The organism is Methylocaldum sp. RMAD-M (genome assembly GCF_017832375.1).
Classification (GTDB): Bacteria; Pseudomonadota; Gammaproteobacteria; order Methylococcales; family Methylococcaceae; genus Methylocaldum.
Genome location: NZ_JAFIBZ010000006.1, coordinates 95,855 through 112,141, shown reverse-complemented (window position 1 = coordinate 112,141; position 16,287 = coordinate 95,855). Strand labels below are relative to the sequence as shown.

At 59.3% G+C, this 16,287-nt stretch carries 14 protein-coding genes; 6 read left to right on the top strand and 8 right to left on the bottom strand.

Translation table 11 applies throughout. The features are described from left to right. Nucleotides 1-3 precede the first annotated feature (3 nt). The 3 genes from JOD69_RS08365 to epsL all read left to right on the top strand — a co-directional run bounded on the left by JOD69_RS08365 (nt 4) and on the right by epsL (nt 4,592). Nucleotides 4-2,013, top strand: a complete 2,010-nt coding sequence (locus tag JOD69_RS08365) for a heparinase II/III family protein (RefSeq protein ID WP_210023885.1) — start codon at nt 4-6, stop codon at nt 2,011-2,013. Between the two features lie 10 nt (nt 2,014-2,023). After that, a complete protein-coding gene (locus JOD69_RS08360) occupies nt 2,024-3,229 on the top strand; it encodes a glycosyltransferase (RefSeq protein WP_156882019.1) in 1,206 nt (401 codons plus the stop codon). Between the two features lie 148 nt (nt 3,230-3,377). After that, complete coding sequence (gene epsL / locus JOD69_RS08355) at nt 3,378-4,592, top strand: XrtB/PEP-CTERM-associated polysaccharide biosynthesis outer membrane protein EpsL (RefSeq protein ID WP_210023884.1); 1,215 nt, start codon at nt 3,378-3,380, stop codon at nt 4,590-4,592. A 132-nt stretch (nt 4,593-4,724) separates the two neighbouring features. Here epsL and JOD69_RS25010 read toward each other — a convergent pair whose 3' ends face one another. Next, nucleotides 4,725-4,847: a hypothetical protein gene (locus JOD69_RS25010; protein ID WP_276205341.1), complete on the bottom strand. Its 123-nt coding sequence runs from the start codon at nt 4,845-4,847 to the stop codon at nt 4,725-4,727. Here JOD69_RS25010 and JOD69_RS25005 point away from each other — a divergent pair. Further along, nucleotides 4,847-5,866: an isochorismatase family protein gene (locus tag JOD69_RS25005; protein WP_280858896.1), complete on the top strand. Its 1,020-nt coding sequence runs from the start codon at nt 4,847-4,849 to the stop codon at nt 5,864-5,866. The genes JOD69_RS25010 and JOD69_RS25005 overlap by 1 nt on opposite strands. 318 nt (nt 5,867-6,184) lie before the next feature. On the opposite strand, the gene JOD69_RS08345 is transcribed toward JOD69_RS25005, so the two are convergent. Next, nucleotides 6,185-7,165: a hypothetical protein gene (locus JOD69_RS08345; protein ID WP_210023882.1), complete on the bottom strand. Its 981-nt coding sequence runs from the start codon at nt 7,163-7,165 to the stop codon at nt 6,185-6,187. A 449-nt stretch (nt 7,166-7,614) separates the two neighbouring features. On the opposite strand from JOD69_RS08345, the gene JOD69_RS08340 reads away from it, so the two are divergent. Next, the gene (locus tag JOD69_RS08340) at nt 7,615-8,427 is read left to right on the top strand and encodes a hypothetical protein (RefSeq protein ID WP_133719237.1); all 813 of its coding nucleotides are present in this window, start codon (nt 7,615-7,617) and stop codon (nt 8,425-8,427) included. Nucleotides 8,428-9,335: 908 nt separating this feature from the next. Here JOD69_RS08340 and JOD69_RS08335 read toward each other — a convergent pair. From JOD69_RS08335 to JOD69_RS08310, 6 genes are all read right to left on the bottom strand, one after another. Then, nucleotides 9,336-9,869 carry a hypothetical protein gene (locus JOD69_RS08335; RefSeq protein WP_077728911.1) on the bottom strand — a complete coding sequence of 178 codons (534 nt, stop codon included), beginning with the start codon at nt 9,867-9,869 and terminating at the stop codon, nt 9,336-9,338. Between the two features lie 776 nt (nt 9,870-10,645). Next, nucleotides 10,646-11,884 carry a hypothetical protein gene (locus JOD69_RS08330; RefSeq protein ID WP_210023881.1) on the bottom strand — a complete coding sequence of 413 codons (1,239 nt, stop codon included), beginning with the start codon at nt 11,882-11,884 and terminating at the stop codon, nt 10,646-10,648. An 11-nt stretch (nt 11,885-11,895) separates the two neighbouring features. Then, nucleotides 11,896-12,513 (bottom strand): ATP-binding cassette domain-containing protein, encoded by a 618-nt coding sequence (locus JOD69_RS08325; RefSeq protein ID WP_210023880.1) that lies wholly within the window; start codon nt 12,511-12,513, stop codon nt 11,896-11,898. A 631-nt stretch (nt 12,514-13,144) separates the two neighbouring features. Continuing rightward, complete coding sequence (locus JOD69_RS08320) at nt 13,145-14,017, bottom strand: EcsC family protein (RefSeq protein ID WP_086133404.1); 873 nt, start codon at nt 14,015-14,017, stop codon at nt 13,145-13,147. An 11-nt stretch (nt 14,018-14,028) separates the two neighbouring features. Beyond that, nucleotides 14,029-14,226: a hypothetical protein gene (locus tag JOD69_RS08315; RefSeq protein WP_086133405.1), complete on the bottom strand. Its 198-nt coding sequence runs from the start codon at nt 14,224-14,226 to the stop codon at nt 14,029-14,031. A 135-nt stretch (nt 14,227-14,361) separates the two neighbouring features. Continuing rightward, complete coding sequence (locus tag JOD69_RS08310) at nt 14,362-14,604, bottom strand: hypothetical protein (protein ID WP_143735077.1); 243 nt, start codon at nt 14,602-14,604, stop codon at nt 14,362-14,364. 905 nt (nt 14,605-15,509) lie between these two features. Between JOD69_RS08310 and JOD69_RS08305 the strand changes: the two genes are divergently transcribed. After that, the gene (locus JOD69_RS08305) at nt 15,510-16,235 is read left to right on the top strand and encodes a serine protease (RefSeq protein ID WP_077728905.1); all 726 of its coding nucleotides are present in this window, start codon (nt 15,510-15,512) and stop codon (nt 16,233-16,235) included. Nucleotides 16,236-16,287 lie beyond the last annotated feature (52 nt).

The window sequence follows — 16,287 nt, the reverse complement described above, 5'->3', positions numbered from 1 at the left end:
ACGATGAGAGATCTGCGATTATGGAGCGGGGTGGCGTTGATGCTGGCAGGAGCAGTCCTCGAACCTATAGCCGCCGGCAAAACTGAACCGGCGTCCAAGGCCCCAGCCCTGCCCGGCAACGACACCATCAAAGCCGCCTTTACCGCCTTGAAAGCGGGTGAAGACGACTATGCACCGGCCCGTGCCGCCCGTGAGTACTGGGACGCGGCCCGCCAGCGCGTGGCACAGGATCCTCGCTGGACGGCTTGGTTGCAGGAGCGAACCAGTCGGGTCACGAAGTGGATGGCCACACCCCGCGATCACCCGGAATGGGCCGCGGGCTGGCTGCACAATTACGTGAATTTAAAGACGGGCGCCTTTCTCCACTGGACCCCCGATCAGCCGATACCGCCCGACCAGCCCGGCCACGAAAAGCTGCGCGCCGCCTGGATCGCCCACAATCGGATCTACAACATCGACCGCGTGCTGGACGCCGCCCGACTGTTCCGCCTGACCGGCGATACGCGCTACTTGGATTGGGCGGCTTCGCAGCTCGATTTCTACGCCGACGCCTACCGCGGCTTCCCGTTGCAGAGCTGGAACGGCCGAGCCCAGCTGATGAATCAGAGTCTGGACGAAGCGACCCGCGCCCTGGTGTTGATCGAAGCGGTCCGGCTGCTGAAACCCCATGTCCCGGCGGCCCGCGCCGACCACTGGCGCGAGGGGCTGTTCCTGCCGTTGGCGGCCAATGTGATGGCGTCGTCGCGCGAGGTCCACAACATCGCCGTCTGGCATGCCGCGGCCGTGACGCTGATCGGACTCGAGTTCGAACAACCCGAGTTGATCGGCTTCGGCAAGCATTCGGCCTTAGGTCTTCCGTCGCTCCTCGCGACCGGTGTGTCGCCGGACTGGTTCTGGTACGAGCACTCCCTGTCCTATCAGGAGTATACGGTCCAGGCCTTGGTGGAGCTGCTGGTCGGCGCGTCCCTGCGCGGGCGGCTGGCCGAGTTCGCCCGGGAACTCTGGATCGCGCAGAACCTGATGATTTCTCCGGTGACCGTGCGCTTTGCCAATGAAGACGCCCCGACCCTCAACGATTCGCCGCCTAATCGCAAGGCGCCGAACCGCAAGTTGTGGGCGGCCTCCCGCCGGGTGTTGCCGACCTGGCTCGGGCTGGACGAAGCGAAGGGCCAGCTGAGCTGGGACACCCTGCTCGATCCGCCCAAGCCGGTCGATTCGATGCCGGTACTGCCCGACCTGGCGTCGGGACCGGTGCCGGGTCTCGATGCGGTTCAGCTCGTGAAGAACGGCTGGCATGCCCTGTTGCGCTATGGCCAGAAAGCCCGGTTTCATGCCCAGCAGGAAGCCCTCACTTATGAACTGCAATACGGCGACACCTGGCTTCTCAAAGACGCCGGCACGGTCGGCTACGGCTCGCCGCTGCACAAGGGCTATTTCAGCCGGGCACCGGCGCACAACGTGCCGCTGGTCGACGGCGACGGGCAAAATCCCTGGCCGTCCGAGGGACAGCTCGATGAGGTCGCGCCGGACGGCTCGTTCGCGGCGGTGTCCCATCCGAGCTATCGTCCGGGCGTAACCGCAACCCGGCGGCTCGCCATCGGCGCCGGCGACTTTATCGATCAGGTGGGGGTGACCACCGGCTCGGACACGCCGCACGCGATCGGTGTCGTCATGAACACACCCTGTGCCGTGACCTCCGACCGGCCGTCTGTCGCGGAAGGGGCATCGCTGCCGAATGCGACGGCCTTCCGCCACTGGAAGGACTGGACCGCCTATGCGGCGGCGGGCACTTGGAGCGGCACGCTCGACTGCGCCGGCCGCCGGTTTGCCCTGGCGATCGCCGGCGCCGAGCTGCAGCGGGTGTTTGTGGGCACCGTCCCCGATTCCGCCGCGCCGTACACCCGCCGGGGCATCTACCTCGAAGCCATGGCAACGGAGACGAAATTCAAGCTGGTGTTCCACCCGCTAGCTTCGCCACAGGCATCCGTACACAAAGCGCGCAGAGCAAGATAAGGACCAACCGATGCGCATCACGATGATCTGTAACGAGCTGCCTTTCCCTCCCGGACATGGTGGTCTGGTCGACGTGTGGCGCCGGCTCTGCGCCATGAAATCGGCGGGCGTCCGCGTCCAACTCGTCTGCTGGGGCGGCGGAGCCGCCGGCGCGCTGCGACCGGAACATCTCGACAAGGTGCGGGAGGTCGTGGAGGATCTGTACGTCTTTCCGTTTGAACGAACCTGGCGTTCGCGCATCAAGCGAACTGTCCACCTGTGGCGGCTGCCTTGGCGAGTGGCCTCCCGTAGATTGAGGCCCGCCGAGTTTCGTTCCCTGCTGGAGGCGCAGCGCGCATTCGACAGCCAGGCAATCTGGCTGGACGCCGTCTATGGTGGCGAGGTGGCGCGCGGTCTGGCGCACGAGCTGAAACTGCCGTTGTTCTACCGCTCTCACAACATCGAACATCGGTACACACTACATCAGGCCAGAATCGCCCGAACGGCGCGAGAACGGTTTCAGTGGACACTCAGCCTGTTCAACCTGCGCCGTTACGAGCACGGAATTCTCAGGGAGAGTTCCGCGTTCTTCGATATCTCCGTCGATGACCTTAGATATTGGGAGAAGCTCGGGTTTACGTCCGGATATTGGCTGCCGCCGCTGGTGGACGAATCTTTTGCGGGACGCCTCAGTGCGCCGCGGGAAGGTCCCCCCCGATTCGACGTCGGCTATCTCGGAAACCTGTTCATGCCCAATAACGTCCAGGGCTTGGTTTGGTTTCTGGAGAAGGTGGCGCCGCGGCTTCTCGATGCACGGCCCGGCCTGCGCCTGTTCATCGCCGGCAGCCAGCCTTCGGATCAGATACGAGCGGCGCTCGCTGCGCGCCCCGAAGTCACACTGATCGAAAATCCGCCAGACGCCGTCTCGATATTGCGCGATGCGCAGATCTTGATCAACCCTGTCTTTGCGGGTAGCGGAGTCAATATCAAGTCCGTCGAAATGCTTTTTTCCCCCGCCGAATTGATCAGTACGCCTCAGGGCTTGGCTGGACTTCCTGATGAGGTCAAGAATTGCTTCCGAGTCAGCAAAGATGAATCCGGATTCGCGTCCGCGATCCTCGACGGCCTGAGCTCTGCGGCCGCAGGCCGTATCGCAGACTCGGAGAGCCGCGCGGCGGCGCGGTCTTATTTTCGTGCAAAGCGGATCGATGACATTTTGCCGGTCCTCTTTCGCTAAAGGCGTGCCGTTGTGTATAGCCATAACACGATCGGGCTAGTCGCTATCGGAATTCGGCGGTACGGAAAGTCTCGCCGCATAGGCTGATACAAAAGGTTTGCGCAAGCATTTGAAAGCGCTACGTTCAAGACGCAAGCATCAGCGGTTCATGTATAAGCCCAAAGCGGAAACTATTATTTCCCTCGCGTTTTTGGTGTGGACGGAAGCCTCTTTCGGCGTCGCCGATCCTACTGACACTTTTCAGCCTTATTTATCGGAGACGCTGACCTACGATGACAATCTTTTCCGTCGCCCGAGCAAGACCAATCAGAACGCACCGATAAACGAATCGGAACGCTGGGACTTGATCAACCGGCTTTCCGCGGGGCTCAGAACCTATATTCCGGTGAGCCGGCAGGAGTTTCAGCTCGAGGGAAAGGTCGACGACAATCGTTACGCCAACCACGATGAGCTTAACCATGTATCGTCCCTGGCAAAAGGGACATGGAAATGGCAAGCGGGAACTTCCTTCGGCGGAATACTCGGCTATGGCTACAGGCAGTATTTGGGAGGTTTTACCAACACGGGGTTTTTCGGAAGGGATCTCATCACGGACAATACGGCCTTGGTCGATGTTAATTACAAGTTCAATCCACGATGGAGATTGAACGGACAATACCGGTGGCTGAACAGCGAGCATGAGGCGCCCCAGCGTAGGTTTCTGGATCTGACCAGCGATACCGGCATCATCGGGCTGCACTATAAATCTCCCGACGAGAATACGATCGGCATTCAGTACACACACACGGATGCCAGCCTGCCGAATCGGGAGCGGGTTTTGTCCGCGCTGATCGATAACCGCTACCAGGAACATGAATTCAGTGCACTCTACAAATGGCAGATTACCGGAAAATCGCTGGTAGAGGGACGCATCGGCTATCGCATCCGCAATCATAAGCAATTTTCACAACGGGATTATCAAGGCGAGGCATGGCGGCTCAATTATCAATGGACACCGACAGGAAAAACCGTGATTACCTTGTCGGGTTGGGGAGATTTGTTGAACAGAACCTCGGATATCGCGGCCAGCTATGTCGTCACTAAAGGCGTGAGCGTCAGCCCCACGTGGTCGGTAACGCCAAAGATCGACTTGCAAGCGAAATTTAGCTGGGAAGAGTGGCAGTACGCCGGCGACCCGAAATTACGCATCGATGCGAAGACTGACGAAGACACGATCCTAACCGGCCGATTATCGGTTTCCTACGACTTTGCCGATCACGGCCAGCTGAATATCGTCTACGAGAAAGGACACCGTAGCTCCAGCCGGGTGTTTGCCGACTACGAATACAACACGGTCTTTGCAAACGCCATTCTGAAGTTTTGATCGTCCGCGCCAAATACCGGCAACGGAGCTGGCCCTGTCCGAACACCACGTCGTCCGGCGATTCGGTCGAGGGTAACGGACGATGTCCCGCGACCCCGACCCGATTGCCATCGAGAAATCGCTCGATGACCGTTATTCGTGCGCCAAAGGCTTATCCGTGAACAAGTAATCGCGGAGCTCCTTGGAAAAGGTGGGGTCCTTGCAGGCATCGACCCGCTGGTTGTACCAGTCGACGGCTTCCAGTTCTTCCTTCAATGATTCGATGGCCCGTGCATATCCAGGGTTTCGTTCGACAAATCCGATGTGGGTATTTCCTGGATTTCTACGATCCCGCACAGCCGCCCATTCAGGAGCTTCTGGACCGCTGCGCCCGCCTGATCGCTGCGGCCCGAAAGGCCGGCATTCCGGTGTTCTACACCGCGCAGCCCGGCGGGCAGGCGCCAGAGGACCGTGCCTTGCTGAACGATTTCTGGGGCGACGGCATTCCCGACCGGCCCGAATCGACGCGCGTTGTGGACGCGGTCGCGCCCCAGCCCGGCGACACCGTGCCGACCAAATGGCGCTACAGCGCGTTCAAGCGCTCCGACCTGGAAGCGCGGCTGCGCGGAACGGGCCGCGACCAGTTGCTGATCTACGGAGTGTACGCCCACATCGGCTGCCTGATGACCGCGGCGGAAGCCTTCATGCTCGACATCCAGCCTTTTCTGATCGGCGACGCACTCGCCGATTTCTCGCGCGAGGATCACGAGCAGGCGCTACGCTACGCCGCTGGCCGTTGCGCGCGGGTTTGCGGAACCAACGACGCCCTTCGAGCCGCCGAGCCGGTTCGGCCCTTGCCGCGCAAACACCCGGACTCTCGCGGCCGGGCCGGTGGAAGACCTGGCGGCGGGCTTCATGGCCCGCGGCGATGCGATCGTCCTCGACCTCCACGGCCGACCGGAAAACTACGACGACGTGACCCTTCGGGTCCACTGGCAGCGAATCGCCGCCTTCCTCGCGCGGGCACTGGACCGACCCAGGGCGCCGGTCGTCGACTTGGCAGCTTGAATTCTGGGCTTTACAAAAAAGGCTTGGCGAACATCGTTAGCGCCTTCGGTTCGAGTGAATTGCTTCAGCCATTTGTAGCCATTTGTAGGTCGGCAATCCTTTGCCGACGAAAACGCGCGGCCGGGACATGGCGTCGGGAAAGGATTCCCGACCTACAGGATGCTACGGTCGTAAGTCGGCAACCCGTTGCTCCAGTTGCATCGTCGGGAATGGATTCCCACCCTTAATGGGCTTGGCATCGGCAACATCGACGCCGGCCTACTCCCGCCCAACTCGCTAAACGGCGCTCGACTCCGGATACGGGGGAAGCGGCTGTCTGCAGTCGCGGAAAATCTTGGGCGCGCCTATCTGCCGATAGATGTTGTTAATTGTGAATCAGGCCCGTCGATCCCTTCCTGGCACTTCGGGCCGAGGCCAAGGCCGGTACACGGCCGGCCTTGACTGACGCGGCTTGTCGCCGAGTGGGGCATCCCCACCCCGAATTAACCCGGCTCATGTTTGTTTATAGGCCGGGGTAATAGTACTTATGCGGGCGTGTAGCCCTCTCATTGCAGGACCACTGGTGAAGCCAAGCCGTACACTATTAGCTGGAACAATTCGTTCGATGTCGATACGCCGTCGCGGCGGGTGGTGAGCAAGGTGTGTCCAGCTGAGTCTCGGTAGATTCCCACATTGAACCCGCTCGAGGTTTGAAGCGCATAGGTGCAGTTGCCCTGATCGATGATCCGGAATTTCTCCCAGGCTAGGACTTGTGTCGCATCGGTGTGGAAGATGGTCGATGTGGTACTGATGCATGCGCCTGGAAAGCCCGGGTCGCAGTCGATATATTTTTGCACGAGTCCCCCACCACCGAGGGCGGTAACGAAGGTCACGCCATTGGAAGTCTGCAGAGCATGAGAGCCGTCGCTTTGTCGGATGAATTTAAATCTCGACTCCGGTTCTGCCCGTCCGACTATTATTATGTCCCCTTGCGATGACCGGCCTCCTGGCAACTCGGCGGACAGAAATGTGCCGTCCGCGGTCAGAATGCCATACTCGAATCCCGATCCCACGTCGCCGCACTTGACGATCCGAAATTTTTCCCAATTTTGGATCTGCGTCGCATCGGTATGAAAGGCATCTGCGGATTTGCCGCCGGCCCCGACTGCCGTGACATAAAACCCCTTTATCGTATTGATCGCATAATAACTCGGCGCGAAGTTGCCGACGCTCAGGTCGAGCAGCCGAAACCGCTCCCAGTCTAGGGCTTGCGTCGCGTCGGTATGAAAAGCGCCACCCGTCAAGCCCCCTCCGTTCAGCGCAGTCAAATAATAGCCGCGGGACGTCTGAATGCTCTTGTCATGAGGCGTGTCGGGGTAAGTCACGGCAAACGTGAACTTTTCCCAGGGCCCGGCTGTCGTCGGGGTCGTCAGGAGGACAGGTTCGGCTATTCTTCCTCCCCCATCGAGCGCGGTCACATAAAAGCCTTTGTAAGTCCGCAGCGCGAATTCGCCCGGCCACGGCAATAAGGCAGTGAGACTCTGCATTGGGGCAATCCCGCCCTCCTGGACTTCACCAGAGGCCGGCTGGCCTTGACCCTGTTCGACAACGCTAGACGACGTTAGAGGATCGGATGGCGATGCTGACGCATCCGCGGCGTGGCCCGCCAGGCTCATGAGAAAACAAGCGATGGGCCAGAGTGATGGCAATCGATGTGTTCGCATGCTACACCTCTCAGATTGCTCCCCTAAAGAACAGGACATTCAGGAAGCGGCTTCGCCATTGCGAATTTGATGTAAGAATCGGGCTTGCTGTAGTGACAGACTAACGCAGGTGCTGCGGACGAATCATTGATATATTTAGATGCCGAGGATGAAAGCCAGCGTAGCCCGGATGGAGCTTTACGGAATCCGGGACGAGTGGTGCATCGAGTCTCCCGGATTCCACTGCGCTCCATCCGGGCTACTTGGTAATGCATCGGAGCGGGATAAACAAATTGCAGGCAAAGCCACAGAAGCCCTGCAACGAATTGCCAAAGGGAGCGAATTTAACGCCCGGAGGGTTGCGAATTTTGGCGTCAAAATCGATAACCCAAAGCCAAAAGACGACGCACGACAATCCCATCAACTCGGACGGTAAAAAGCGCCGCTCCTTCGTTGCGCCACTTTTTGCTGCCGGTTATGAGCGGCGTTATGCATCGCAGTTCACAAGAGGCAACATGAAACGTAACGGCATTCTGTTCAGCTTTTTCGTCGGGCTCATGATTTCTGGTTGCGCCAGCACGACCATGCAAACCTATCACGCAGGCGGGGACAAAGCAGTTTGCGGTAAACGGGGAGTCTCGCTCGGCCACGTTGCCATTTTGCCGGAAATGGCATGGCGGAATGATCAAAAGGAGCCTGAGAAACGTGAACAAATGGCATTGGAAGAGATTGAGAGGGCGTTCCGGGAAATTCCCTGTGGAAGTATTGCAGCTCCTGGCGGCATCAGGCAGGTTTCAGACTGGTCCGGCAGGCCGGAGTCGGAGTTGTTGTCGAAGTTTTCCGAGGAAGGCGTTGATACCGTCATTTTGGTGCGCATCGAAGAGTTGACCCCGCGGATATTTGTTACGTACTCACTTCCGTTCTTGTGGGCTGGTTCGAGCGAAGCGGACTTTCGCATCAGGACTCTCTCTGTACAATCGGGATCTGTACTTGCGGATATGCGCGTTAAACGATCTACCGGAGGGCCTTTCAATCTCAGGCCCGCTGAGTGGGCCGGAACTGAACTCAATGCCGCACTGAGGGCAATTATCGAGGAGAAAAAATAGAGTGCCGCGACAGATCTTGAAACCATCGCTGATCGTCTGTTTGCTAGCAAGTCCTGCTATCGCATGGGCGATGTTCAAGCCGATACGGGTCTTGGCGCCCGAATGGGCCGGCGATATCTCTTGTGTCAGCTCCAGGATCTGTATCGATAATGCATTGCGGTATCGGGAAGCATCCGAATTGTACGAGGGAGCTCTACGTTTCGTCGCCTCGGCTGTTGGTCCATTTCAACACAATCCACGCGTTGTATTCTGTTCTACGGAGGATTGCTTCCGGTCTTTTGGGTTCATAAAGGCTTCCGCAAGCACCGTCGGGAACTTTGGAATAGTCATCAGTCCGAGAGGTTGGACACCATATTACGTGCGCCATGAGATGGTCCACCACCTTCAGGCAGAGCAGCTTGGTGCTCTCACACTATGGCTTGGCCCGGAATGGTTCATCGAAGGCATGGCGTACTCCCTCAGCAAAGATCCACGCCGGCCGCTTTCGGAACCCTGGCAGCAACATCGGGCCGAGTTTGAGGGTTGGTATCAGAAGGTGGGGAAGGAACGTTTGTGGGAGGAGGCGCGAAAGCTATGAACCCGCATAACACGTCGGTCAACCGGACCCTCCGCCGCGATGCGACTCCGCGCCGGTTACCTCCACGTTAAGCCTTAACCCCATGAAAATCCTGTCGAAGATCTATCGGATCTGACTCAAGCAGCCATTCGAGAACGGCAGACATTCGTTAGGTCGAATGGCCGCTCAGGCCGAAAACCGGCTGCCGTGGCCACCCTGCTCGATTCCGCTTTCTTGCCCTTGTGAATCTCGCCCCTTCCCCCGAGTGCGAGCGGCCCATGCGTAATCGTTATCGATTTTGAGGGTTGCTCGTCGGGCGGCCGTCAATGCAAGACCAGCATACCGAATTCAGCTATCGGCCCTCGCACGATATGGGTTGCAGTTGCGTATCCAGCGGAGCCTGAGAGATAGGCGCATCAATTTGCCCGTTACTGAAGGGGGTGAATATCTGATAACCGGTTATTGGCCCAGCAAGGGTTTTGGGGTCAAGCCTGAGCGCATAATCAAAACTGAACACGCCATTTTTGCTGATATCCTCCCTGTTGCCATAGCTGGTCCCCACCAAGCTGATCTGAAGTTGGTCGCCGCCAGGTAGCTGATCGTTGGGCGGGGCAATCGTGGCCGAGCCCGTCAATTGGTTGGCATACTGAATCGGGGGGTTGGTGGCCTTGAACCCCAGCTCCAGCGCATCGACATGGACAATTTGACCGGGTTTATCACTGAGCGCCTGTTGCATTTTGATTTTCAGCGTTCTATCCCAACCACCGGGTATGACATCGCCGATTTGAAAGCAGCGAGTGTCGGCTGAAACGATAGTTCGCGCTTCAACCTGACTCGACAGTACAGCAAGAATGGATAGTGAAGTTGCGGTGAGTAGGTTTTTCATAAGGAACTCCATGAGTTTCTAAAGGGACTACCATGTACCGAGACCGAGCATTATTAACCCGGCCTATAAATATAGGCCGGGTTAATCCGGGGCAGGGATGCTCCGGCGCGGCGACAAGCCGCGTGAGCCCAGGCCGGGCGTGTACCGGCCTGGGCGGCGGCCCGTAAATACCAGGAGGGTATTTACGGGCCTGATTAATAACTGAACAACTGCGGCTCACCGAGCAGTAGCCGCCCATATGAATTACTCTCCTTCTGAATCGCTCACTGCGGGCTTTCACACATCACCCGTTTAATTCGACGATAGCGGCACGAATAAATTCAGCCTCCATGTTTTCTTAAATCGTGGAGATCATAGGGTTCGTAGGCCATTGGAGGGTCGGTCACGTAGTCATTTCTCTGCTGGCCCCCTCCGCTCCACTATCGTATGCAGACCTTGGATACACGGTGCCACAGTCCCCATCGGGTACGGAATGGCCTTTCGGCGAAACTGAAAGCCAACATATACCCGAATGCCAGCTGACAGACCGCACCACTGGCAGTAGCCGGCCAATTGGAGCCTGTTAGGCTGATCCCGATATCTGTTCAGTATTCGGCCATACCCGCCGTTCGTCGTTATTCAACAATATCGTTCGAACGGCTGCTTTATGGAGTGTCTTCGAACTGGCGATCGATCCGGTCGACTGCCTTTGCGGTAAGACCGTAGAGGACCGTGCGGTCTTCGAGAATCTCGATATGAAGGTCTTCCAGCCCGTATCAGGTCCCGAACCGATGCTCCTAATGAAACATGACCACCCGCCATGCCGCCAGCCAAAACGCCGCTGCGGTGACCAACTTGGGCCAGAACCGCGTTGCGTCGATAGTCGAGTAAAGAGCGAGCGTCACGGCGACTGCCGTGCTTCCCAAGGGTAGTATCAGGAAGGCGTAGGAACCTGCGAGCGGGTAAAGCTTGGCGACAGGCAGGAACGCGAGCAGACAGAACGCCGCTACCAATACCAGCAGGTCGGCCACGAACGTGGCGGCTGTTCCTATCCCCAACGATGCCAGCAGGGGGCGCATGGGCGCGCGCTCGGCACGCAGGGTCAACGCCAGTCCAGCCACCTGGAATATCAGCGGAACGAATCCCGCCAGCAGCAGGCCTACCGCCACCTGCGGTTGAAATCCGACAGCCTCCCAGCCGGTCCCGAACCAGCCAAGAATACCCGCATAAGCCAGCAGCGCCACTCGCGCCGGCAACTGGCTCCATTGCATCAATGCCAGCGCGTCCATGGCCGCAAGGTTTACCACAGGGTGTAGATGCTGGCCGATTCTGCTTCCGATCCGCCAAGATCCGGTCTTCATCACTCCCGTCAGGCGCCTGCGCAAGCGGAAGGCCGCGATCGGTCCCCCCGTGAGCAGGACAAAGGCAAATTCGCGTGCCCCGTCGACGCACAAAGCCAGCATGGCGATCAGCGCACTTGCAGCGACTAGCAATGCGGCCCACGATCCACGCAGTACGAGTTGCTGCACGATGGGCCATTGGGTACCGAGGGCCAAGGCCAGCAGTCCATGCTCCAGACCGCCACTGCGGGCGGGTCCGAGCAGAGTGATCCCGTAGGCGACGAAGGGCAATAGCAGGGGGAGATCGGCAATTAGCAGCAGCGTCAGGTCGAGCCCGGTCTCGAAGCGAGACAGCCCAGGCAGCGTGCGCAGATATCGCCAGGGCGCGCCTCCTCGCAAGGCATCGGCTTGCACGGCCGCCCAGGCGATGGCCAGCAGTGACAGGGTCAGCCAGGCGGTCAGCGCGTAAGCCGGACTGCCGCCTTCCACAATCTTGCGTACCGGCATCCCGACGGCGTCGATTTGTGCGGCAAGTGGCGTGGCGGCTGGCGAAACGACTAAAAGTGCGAAGAGCACAGATTGCCAGCGGCGGAGCAAAAGCTTCAGGGTCGCGTCGGCGTAATGGCGCAAGCGCCAGCCGAGCAGGCGGAAAAACAGGCGCGATCGGGACACTTCCAACGGTGGATGGCGAGACACGTGACAGCCTCTCAAGTCAATGTCACGGTGTTTTCAGGCCGTATGCCGAAGGCCGCATGCCGCGAGGTCTCGTGGCAAGACATCAGGATCAGCCGCGTCTTGGCCAGGCGCCGGAGCGTCGCCTGCAAGGCCGCAAGCGAGGCGGCGTCGAGCGCGTTGCTCGGCTCGTCCAAGATGAGGACATCCGCCTCCGCGGCGACAGTGCCAAGCAACAGAAACTTCCTTGCCGTACCCAACGACATGTGGCCGAAGTTCGTCTTCAAATACGCGTGTAGCCGAAACGATTCGGTCAGCTGATCCAAGGTCTCGGTATCCCAGCCGCCCCGAACAGAACCGACGAAGGCCAGCCACTCCTCACCAGTCAGAAAGGGGAAGACCGGACAATCCGCCGGGCAATAAGCCAAGCAACGGAGGGCGCGGGCCGGTCGGGCCTTAAGGCTCACGCCGCGGATCCAAACTTCACCGGCATCGGGAACCAGGGCGCCCGCGAGCATGCCGAGGAGAGTCGATTTACCCACGCCGTTCGCACCCGCGATCAGATGGACGCCCGGCTTGGGCCATTCGTACGACCAGCCGTCTATGACCGGCCGACCGGAGTATCGCTTGGAGAGTTCGACTGCTGTCAGCACGTTGTCGTATATCCTGTGAGCAAGTGGCACCACCTATTTCGCAGCGACCGGAGGCGATGTCGCCGGTAGTATGCTGGCGAAAGGATAAAAGATGCGGAATTCAGTGCGCAATGAAGCCCAGATAGCACAGACTAAATTGAGGCATGGACAGGTATGTAACAGTGTGGCGGCGGTCGATAACTTGACTTGCTTGCGACAGTCCGCTTCGGTCACGGACTACTCCCCCGCCTCTGAAGAAAGCAGCATTCCTGAACGGCGGATTTTGGTCAGACCGGATGACCGGAACGGCCGAAAACTGGTCCTCGTGAGCACCGAGAGTGAATAACCCAAACGGGCATACAACGGAAGATCGACAGGTTCCGATGATACTCGGCGAAAAAACGGTTGCCGTTACCTTGATCGCCGGATCGGATACCGCAGGCGGGCTTGCGATTTGACCCTGTTCAGGTGCACCTAACGTGGTCCCGGTAGAACGAATTCAGTAGGTCCCAAAACCCTTCGACTCCGCTCAGGACAGGCCCTTCGACAGGCTCAGCGCGAACGGCTTACCGGGATAGGCTCTGCCAAAAGACCGGAAAGTGGGCGCGAGAAGGAATGCTTGACCATTTTCCGAGAATCGTCCTCATTAGCATCATGCGGACCGCGCCATCATGGCCGGCGGGTCTGCCCGGCGCTCATGCCGAACCGATTTCAGCTTCCGATACTCGGCCTCGATGTAATGCCTCCCGTAGCGGCGTTCCAGCCGGCGCATGACGAAATGGCTGCGGGCCATGCTCTGAAAATGCCGGACGAACAAGTCGTTGATGAAGGCGCCGCCGACCGCGCCGGCCAAGGGCAGCATTTCCGCGGCGGCTTTCTCCGACAGTATCAGTCCGAAACGCTCGGATACGATGACTATCATGCGGCTGATGGCCGGCGCTCCGTTCCGGCTCAAGCCCTGTTCGGCGATGTGGCGTGACGCCTGTTTGACGGCGGCTTCGAGAGCCAGGCGCAAGCCGTAATAACCGGTATCGGCGGCATCATCGGCCTTCGAGCGTCCCCCCAGAGCGAAAACTTCGAGACAGGCCAGACGGGTTTCCGGCCGGTTCAAATCCTCGCGTTCGCTGCGGGCGATTTCGGCGATGGCCGCGAGCATGATCAACGTGGTGAGCGGCAGTTCCACCAGCAATGCGGAACCGCCGAACAATCCGCCAATCGCGCCCGTGCTCCGCGCCATGCGACGGTAGAAGCGTTCGTTGCGAGGCTGCCCCTGCCCGAGGCGGGTGACCGCGGCTTCCAGAAGCCGGCCGATGCCCGCCTGCAAGTGTCCGGAGAAGCGACGATGCCAGCGCGGCGGTATCAGCTTGAGCCCCTTGTCGACGGGAGTGCCGACGGCGTGGGCCAGATGGGCGGCAAAGCTGGGATATTCGAGCTGGCGGAAAGCGTCTCGCAGTCGGCGACGGTCCTCATCCGCCAGTTCGATGACGCCCGCTCCGGGCGAAGATGAGTCGTGTTCAAGCTTCATTGTCGTGTCACCTAGAAGTTCTTGAAAATACCTACCGGCGGTTTCGGCTGCGGCTCGCCCGGCTTGCGCATCCTTGTTTCGCCGTCGATGAGTTCGAAGCCCGTGTCTCGGATCTGGACGGGGTGAGGACGGTCCGGACCAATCGCCGGACTTGTTCGCTGAACGTGGTGTATGACGGCGGCGCCGAAGTCCGTGCCGGTCTGCTGCATTGGCTCGGCTCTCTACCGCCGAACGCCTTCCAGCACGGATGCGTCCGCCCAAGTCGCCCCTACTCCGCTCATCGTTTCGTCCATGGCGCTCCTCTCGCCGCCCGTGCTACTTCGTATTGATTGTTTGCTTGCTCCTCACGGACTACGATCGATGATCTCGTCTTGATTTGCGGTACGGGACGACAATACCGGACGAACGTGTCGAAATCGGGCGAGTGCTGCGTTCAGCGTAGTGCACAACATTCGGAAAGTGGACGGCCGGAAATGCACCGTGACGGGGCCGACATTGACATGGAACACGGCGCAGCTCCGGCAGTACTCGACCGAGCAGACTTCGCTCCGGGCCAAGGTTTCGGTATTACAAGCTTTTCGTTGCACGGGTCTCTCCTCAAGTTATGGAACGCACGGGCGTTCATGTGTAAAAGCGGGCGCAAATCTCGATCTCTATCGCAATGGCCCCGGCTTTGGCCAAAGTTGGTCGTGTCCCGGACATTTGCGGGCGATCACGCTCGACCATTCCCCCAAGCCCTCACCTTCGCTCGGAACACGTCGGTCGAACGGTTTCCGAGGTCTGCCGGGACCGGCACTCAACTGGGCGAATCGGTCATGGGTGGCGGTCGGCCAACCCGCACGTTTCGATGCGCGTGACATCCATGCAGACAGAACCGCAGGAATAAGCCCTGTATCGTGGTTTTGGATTGGTGATCGAGACAGGAAAAATCGGTCGCACAAAGGCTCCCTGTTTCAATGAGCTCAGAGAGCTTGTCGACGCTGATTCGAAGCCTGACGCTGTCTTTCTCGTTCAACGGGGGAGTTATGGAACCCATGATGACGCATCCTCCATGATGCGAATGATAATGATTCTCATTATTTGGTCAAGCATTCTTTCGCCCCCCCCCCCCCCGCTTCCCGTCTTTTAGTGAAGCCGGCGTAGCCCGGATGGAGCTTTGCGGAATCCGGGACGATCGGTGCCTCGAGTCTCCCGGATTCCACTGCGTTTCATCCGGGCTACTTGCTGGTGCGCCTCCGGCGAGGGAGTGGCAGCTTGCCGGCATATGCCGAAGCGCGTAACGATGTCGCAGCCCACATTCAGTGAAACGCAACGCCGGAACAGCGCAGCCACGATCGTCCCCTGTTCGGAGCCAAATCACGCGATTTCCGCGTCGCCGTCACGGGAACCGTTGGCGATATAAAGGCAAAGGAAACCGTATAAACTTCCGGTACGCTCGAACGTTCGAAACAGAAAGGCTCCCTTCGGAGTACTGGGAAACAGGAAGAAACCCATGCGCCAGATCACATTAATCGTTACCGTGCTCGGACCTTGGATGTTAAACATCGCCTGGGCGGCAGAAGTGAATCACACGCTTGCGCTCAGCGTCGTTCAGGTCCAGGCCTATCCAAGGGACGGCAGGGCTTTTGTCGGCTCCGGTGTCGTCGTCGATTACGATCGCGTGGCGACCAACTGCCATGTCACGCGGCACGCCGATTCGATCGTCGTCGGGAAAGGCGCTTTACGCTATCGCGCAGCCAGCCAGCGCGCCGATTTGAAACACGATTTGTGCATTCTTGAAGCGCCGGGAATGTCGCTACCGGTTGCGAGTCTGGGCACCACATCGGTACTTTCCGTCGGCGAAACGATCTATATGTACGGTTATCCCCGAGCTATCGGCATCGCTTTCGCCGAGGGCCGTGTCGAACGCTTGCATCCCTATGACGGCAGCTTGGTCATCGAAACCACCGCGGGTTTCGTCCAGGGCGCGAGCGGCAGCGGGATATTCGACCAGGACGGCCGCCTGGTCGGTCTCGCCACATTCTTCTCCGCGGGCGGCAAGACCGGACACTATGCCATTCCCGCGGACTGGATTCCGGGTCTCATGGCCTCAGACCCCCAGCCGATCAGGCCCTTGTCCGGTTTGCTGTTTTGGGAAGACACCTCCGCGCTCCCGGATTTTCTGAAAAGAAACGGCGACCGGTCCGCTGCGCCGAGCTCGCCTCCGCAATCCCGCTGAAGGCGAATCAGGCGCGCCCATGGTTTGCGGCCTTGACGGTCGATCTCTTCCT

Excerpts from the sequence above, each read along its gene's own strand:
- JOD69_RS25005 (WP_280858896.1), top strand. The coding sequence starts at position 4,847 with ATGATTCGATGGCCCGTGCATATCCAGGGTTTCGTTCGACAAATCCGA.
- JOD69_RS08335 (WP_077728911.1), bottom strand. The coding sequence starts at position 9,869 with ATGAAAAACCTACTCACCGCAACTTCACTATCCATTCTTGCTGTACTG.
- JOD69_RS08320 (WP_086133404.1), bottom strand. The coding sequence starts at position 14,017 with ATGAAGCTTGAACACGACTCATCTTCGCCCGGAGCGGGCGTCATCGAA.
- JOD69_RS08365 (WP_210023885.1), top strand. The coding sequence starts at position 4 with ATGAGAGATCTGCGATTATGGAGCGGGGTGGCGTTGATGCTGGCAGGA.
- JOD69_RS08345 (WP_210023882.1), bottom strand. The coding sequence starts at position 7,165 with ATGCAGAGTCTCACTGCCTTATTGCCGTGGCCGGGCGAATTCGCGCTG.
- epsL (WP_210023884.1), top strand. The coding sequence starts at position 3,378 with ATGTATAAGCCCAAAGCGGAAACTATTATTTCCCTCGCGTTTTTGGTG.
- JOD69_RS08315 (WP_086133405.1), bottom strand. The coding sequence starts at position 14,226 with ATGCAGCAGACCGGCACGGACTTCGGCGCCGCCGTCATACACCACGTT.
- JOD69_RS08305 (WP_077728905.1), top strand. The coding sequence starts at position 15,510 with ATGCGCCAGATCACATTAATCGTTACCGTGCTCGGACCTTGGATGTTA.
- JOD69_RS08360 (WP_156882019.1), top strand. The coding sequence starts at position 2,024 with ATGCGCATCACGATGATCTGTAACGAGCTGCCTTTCCCTCCCGGACAT.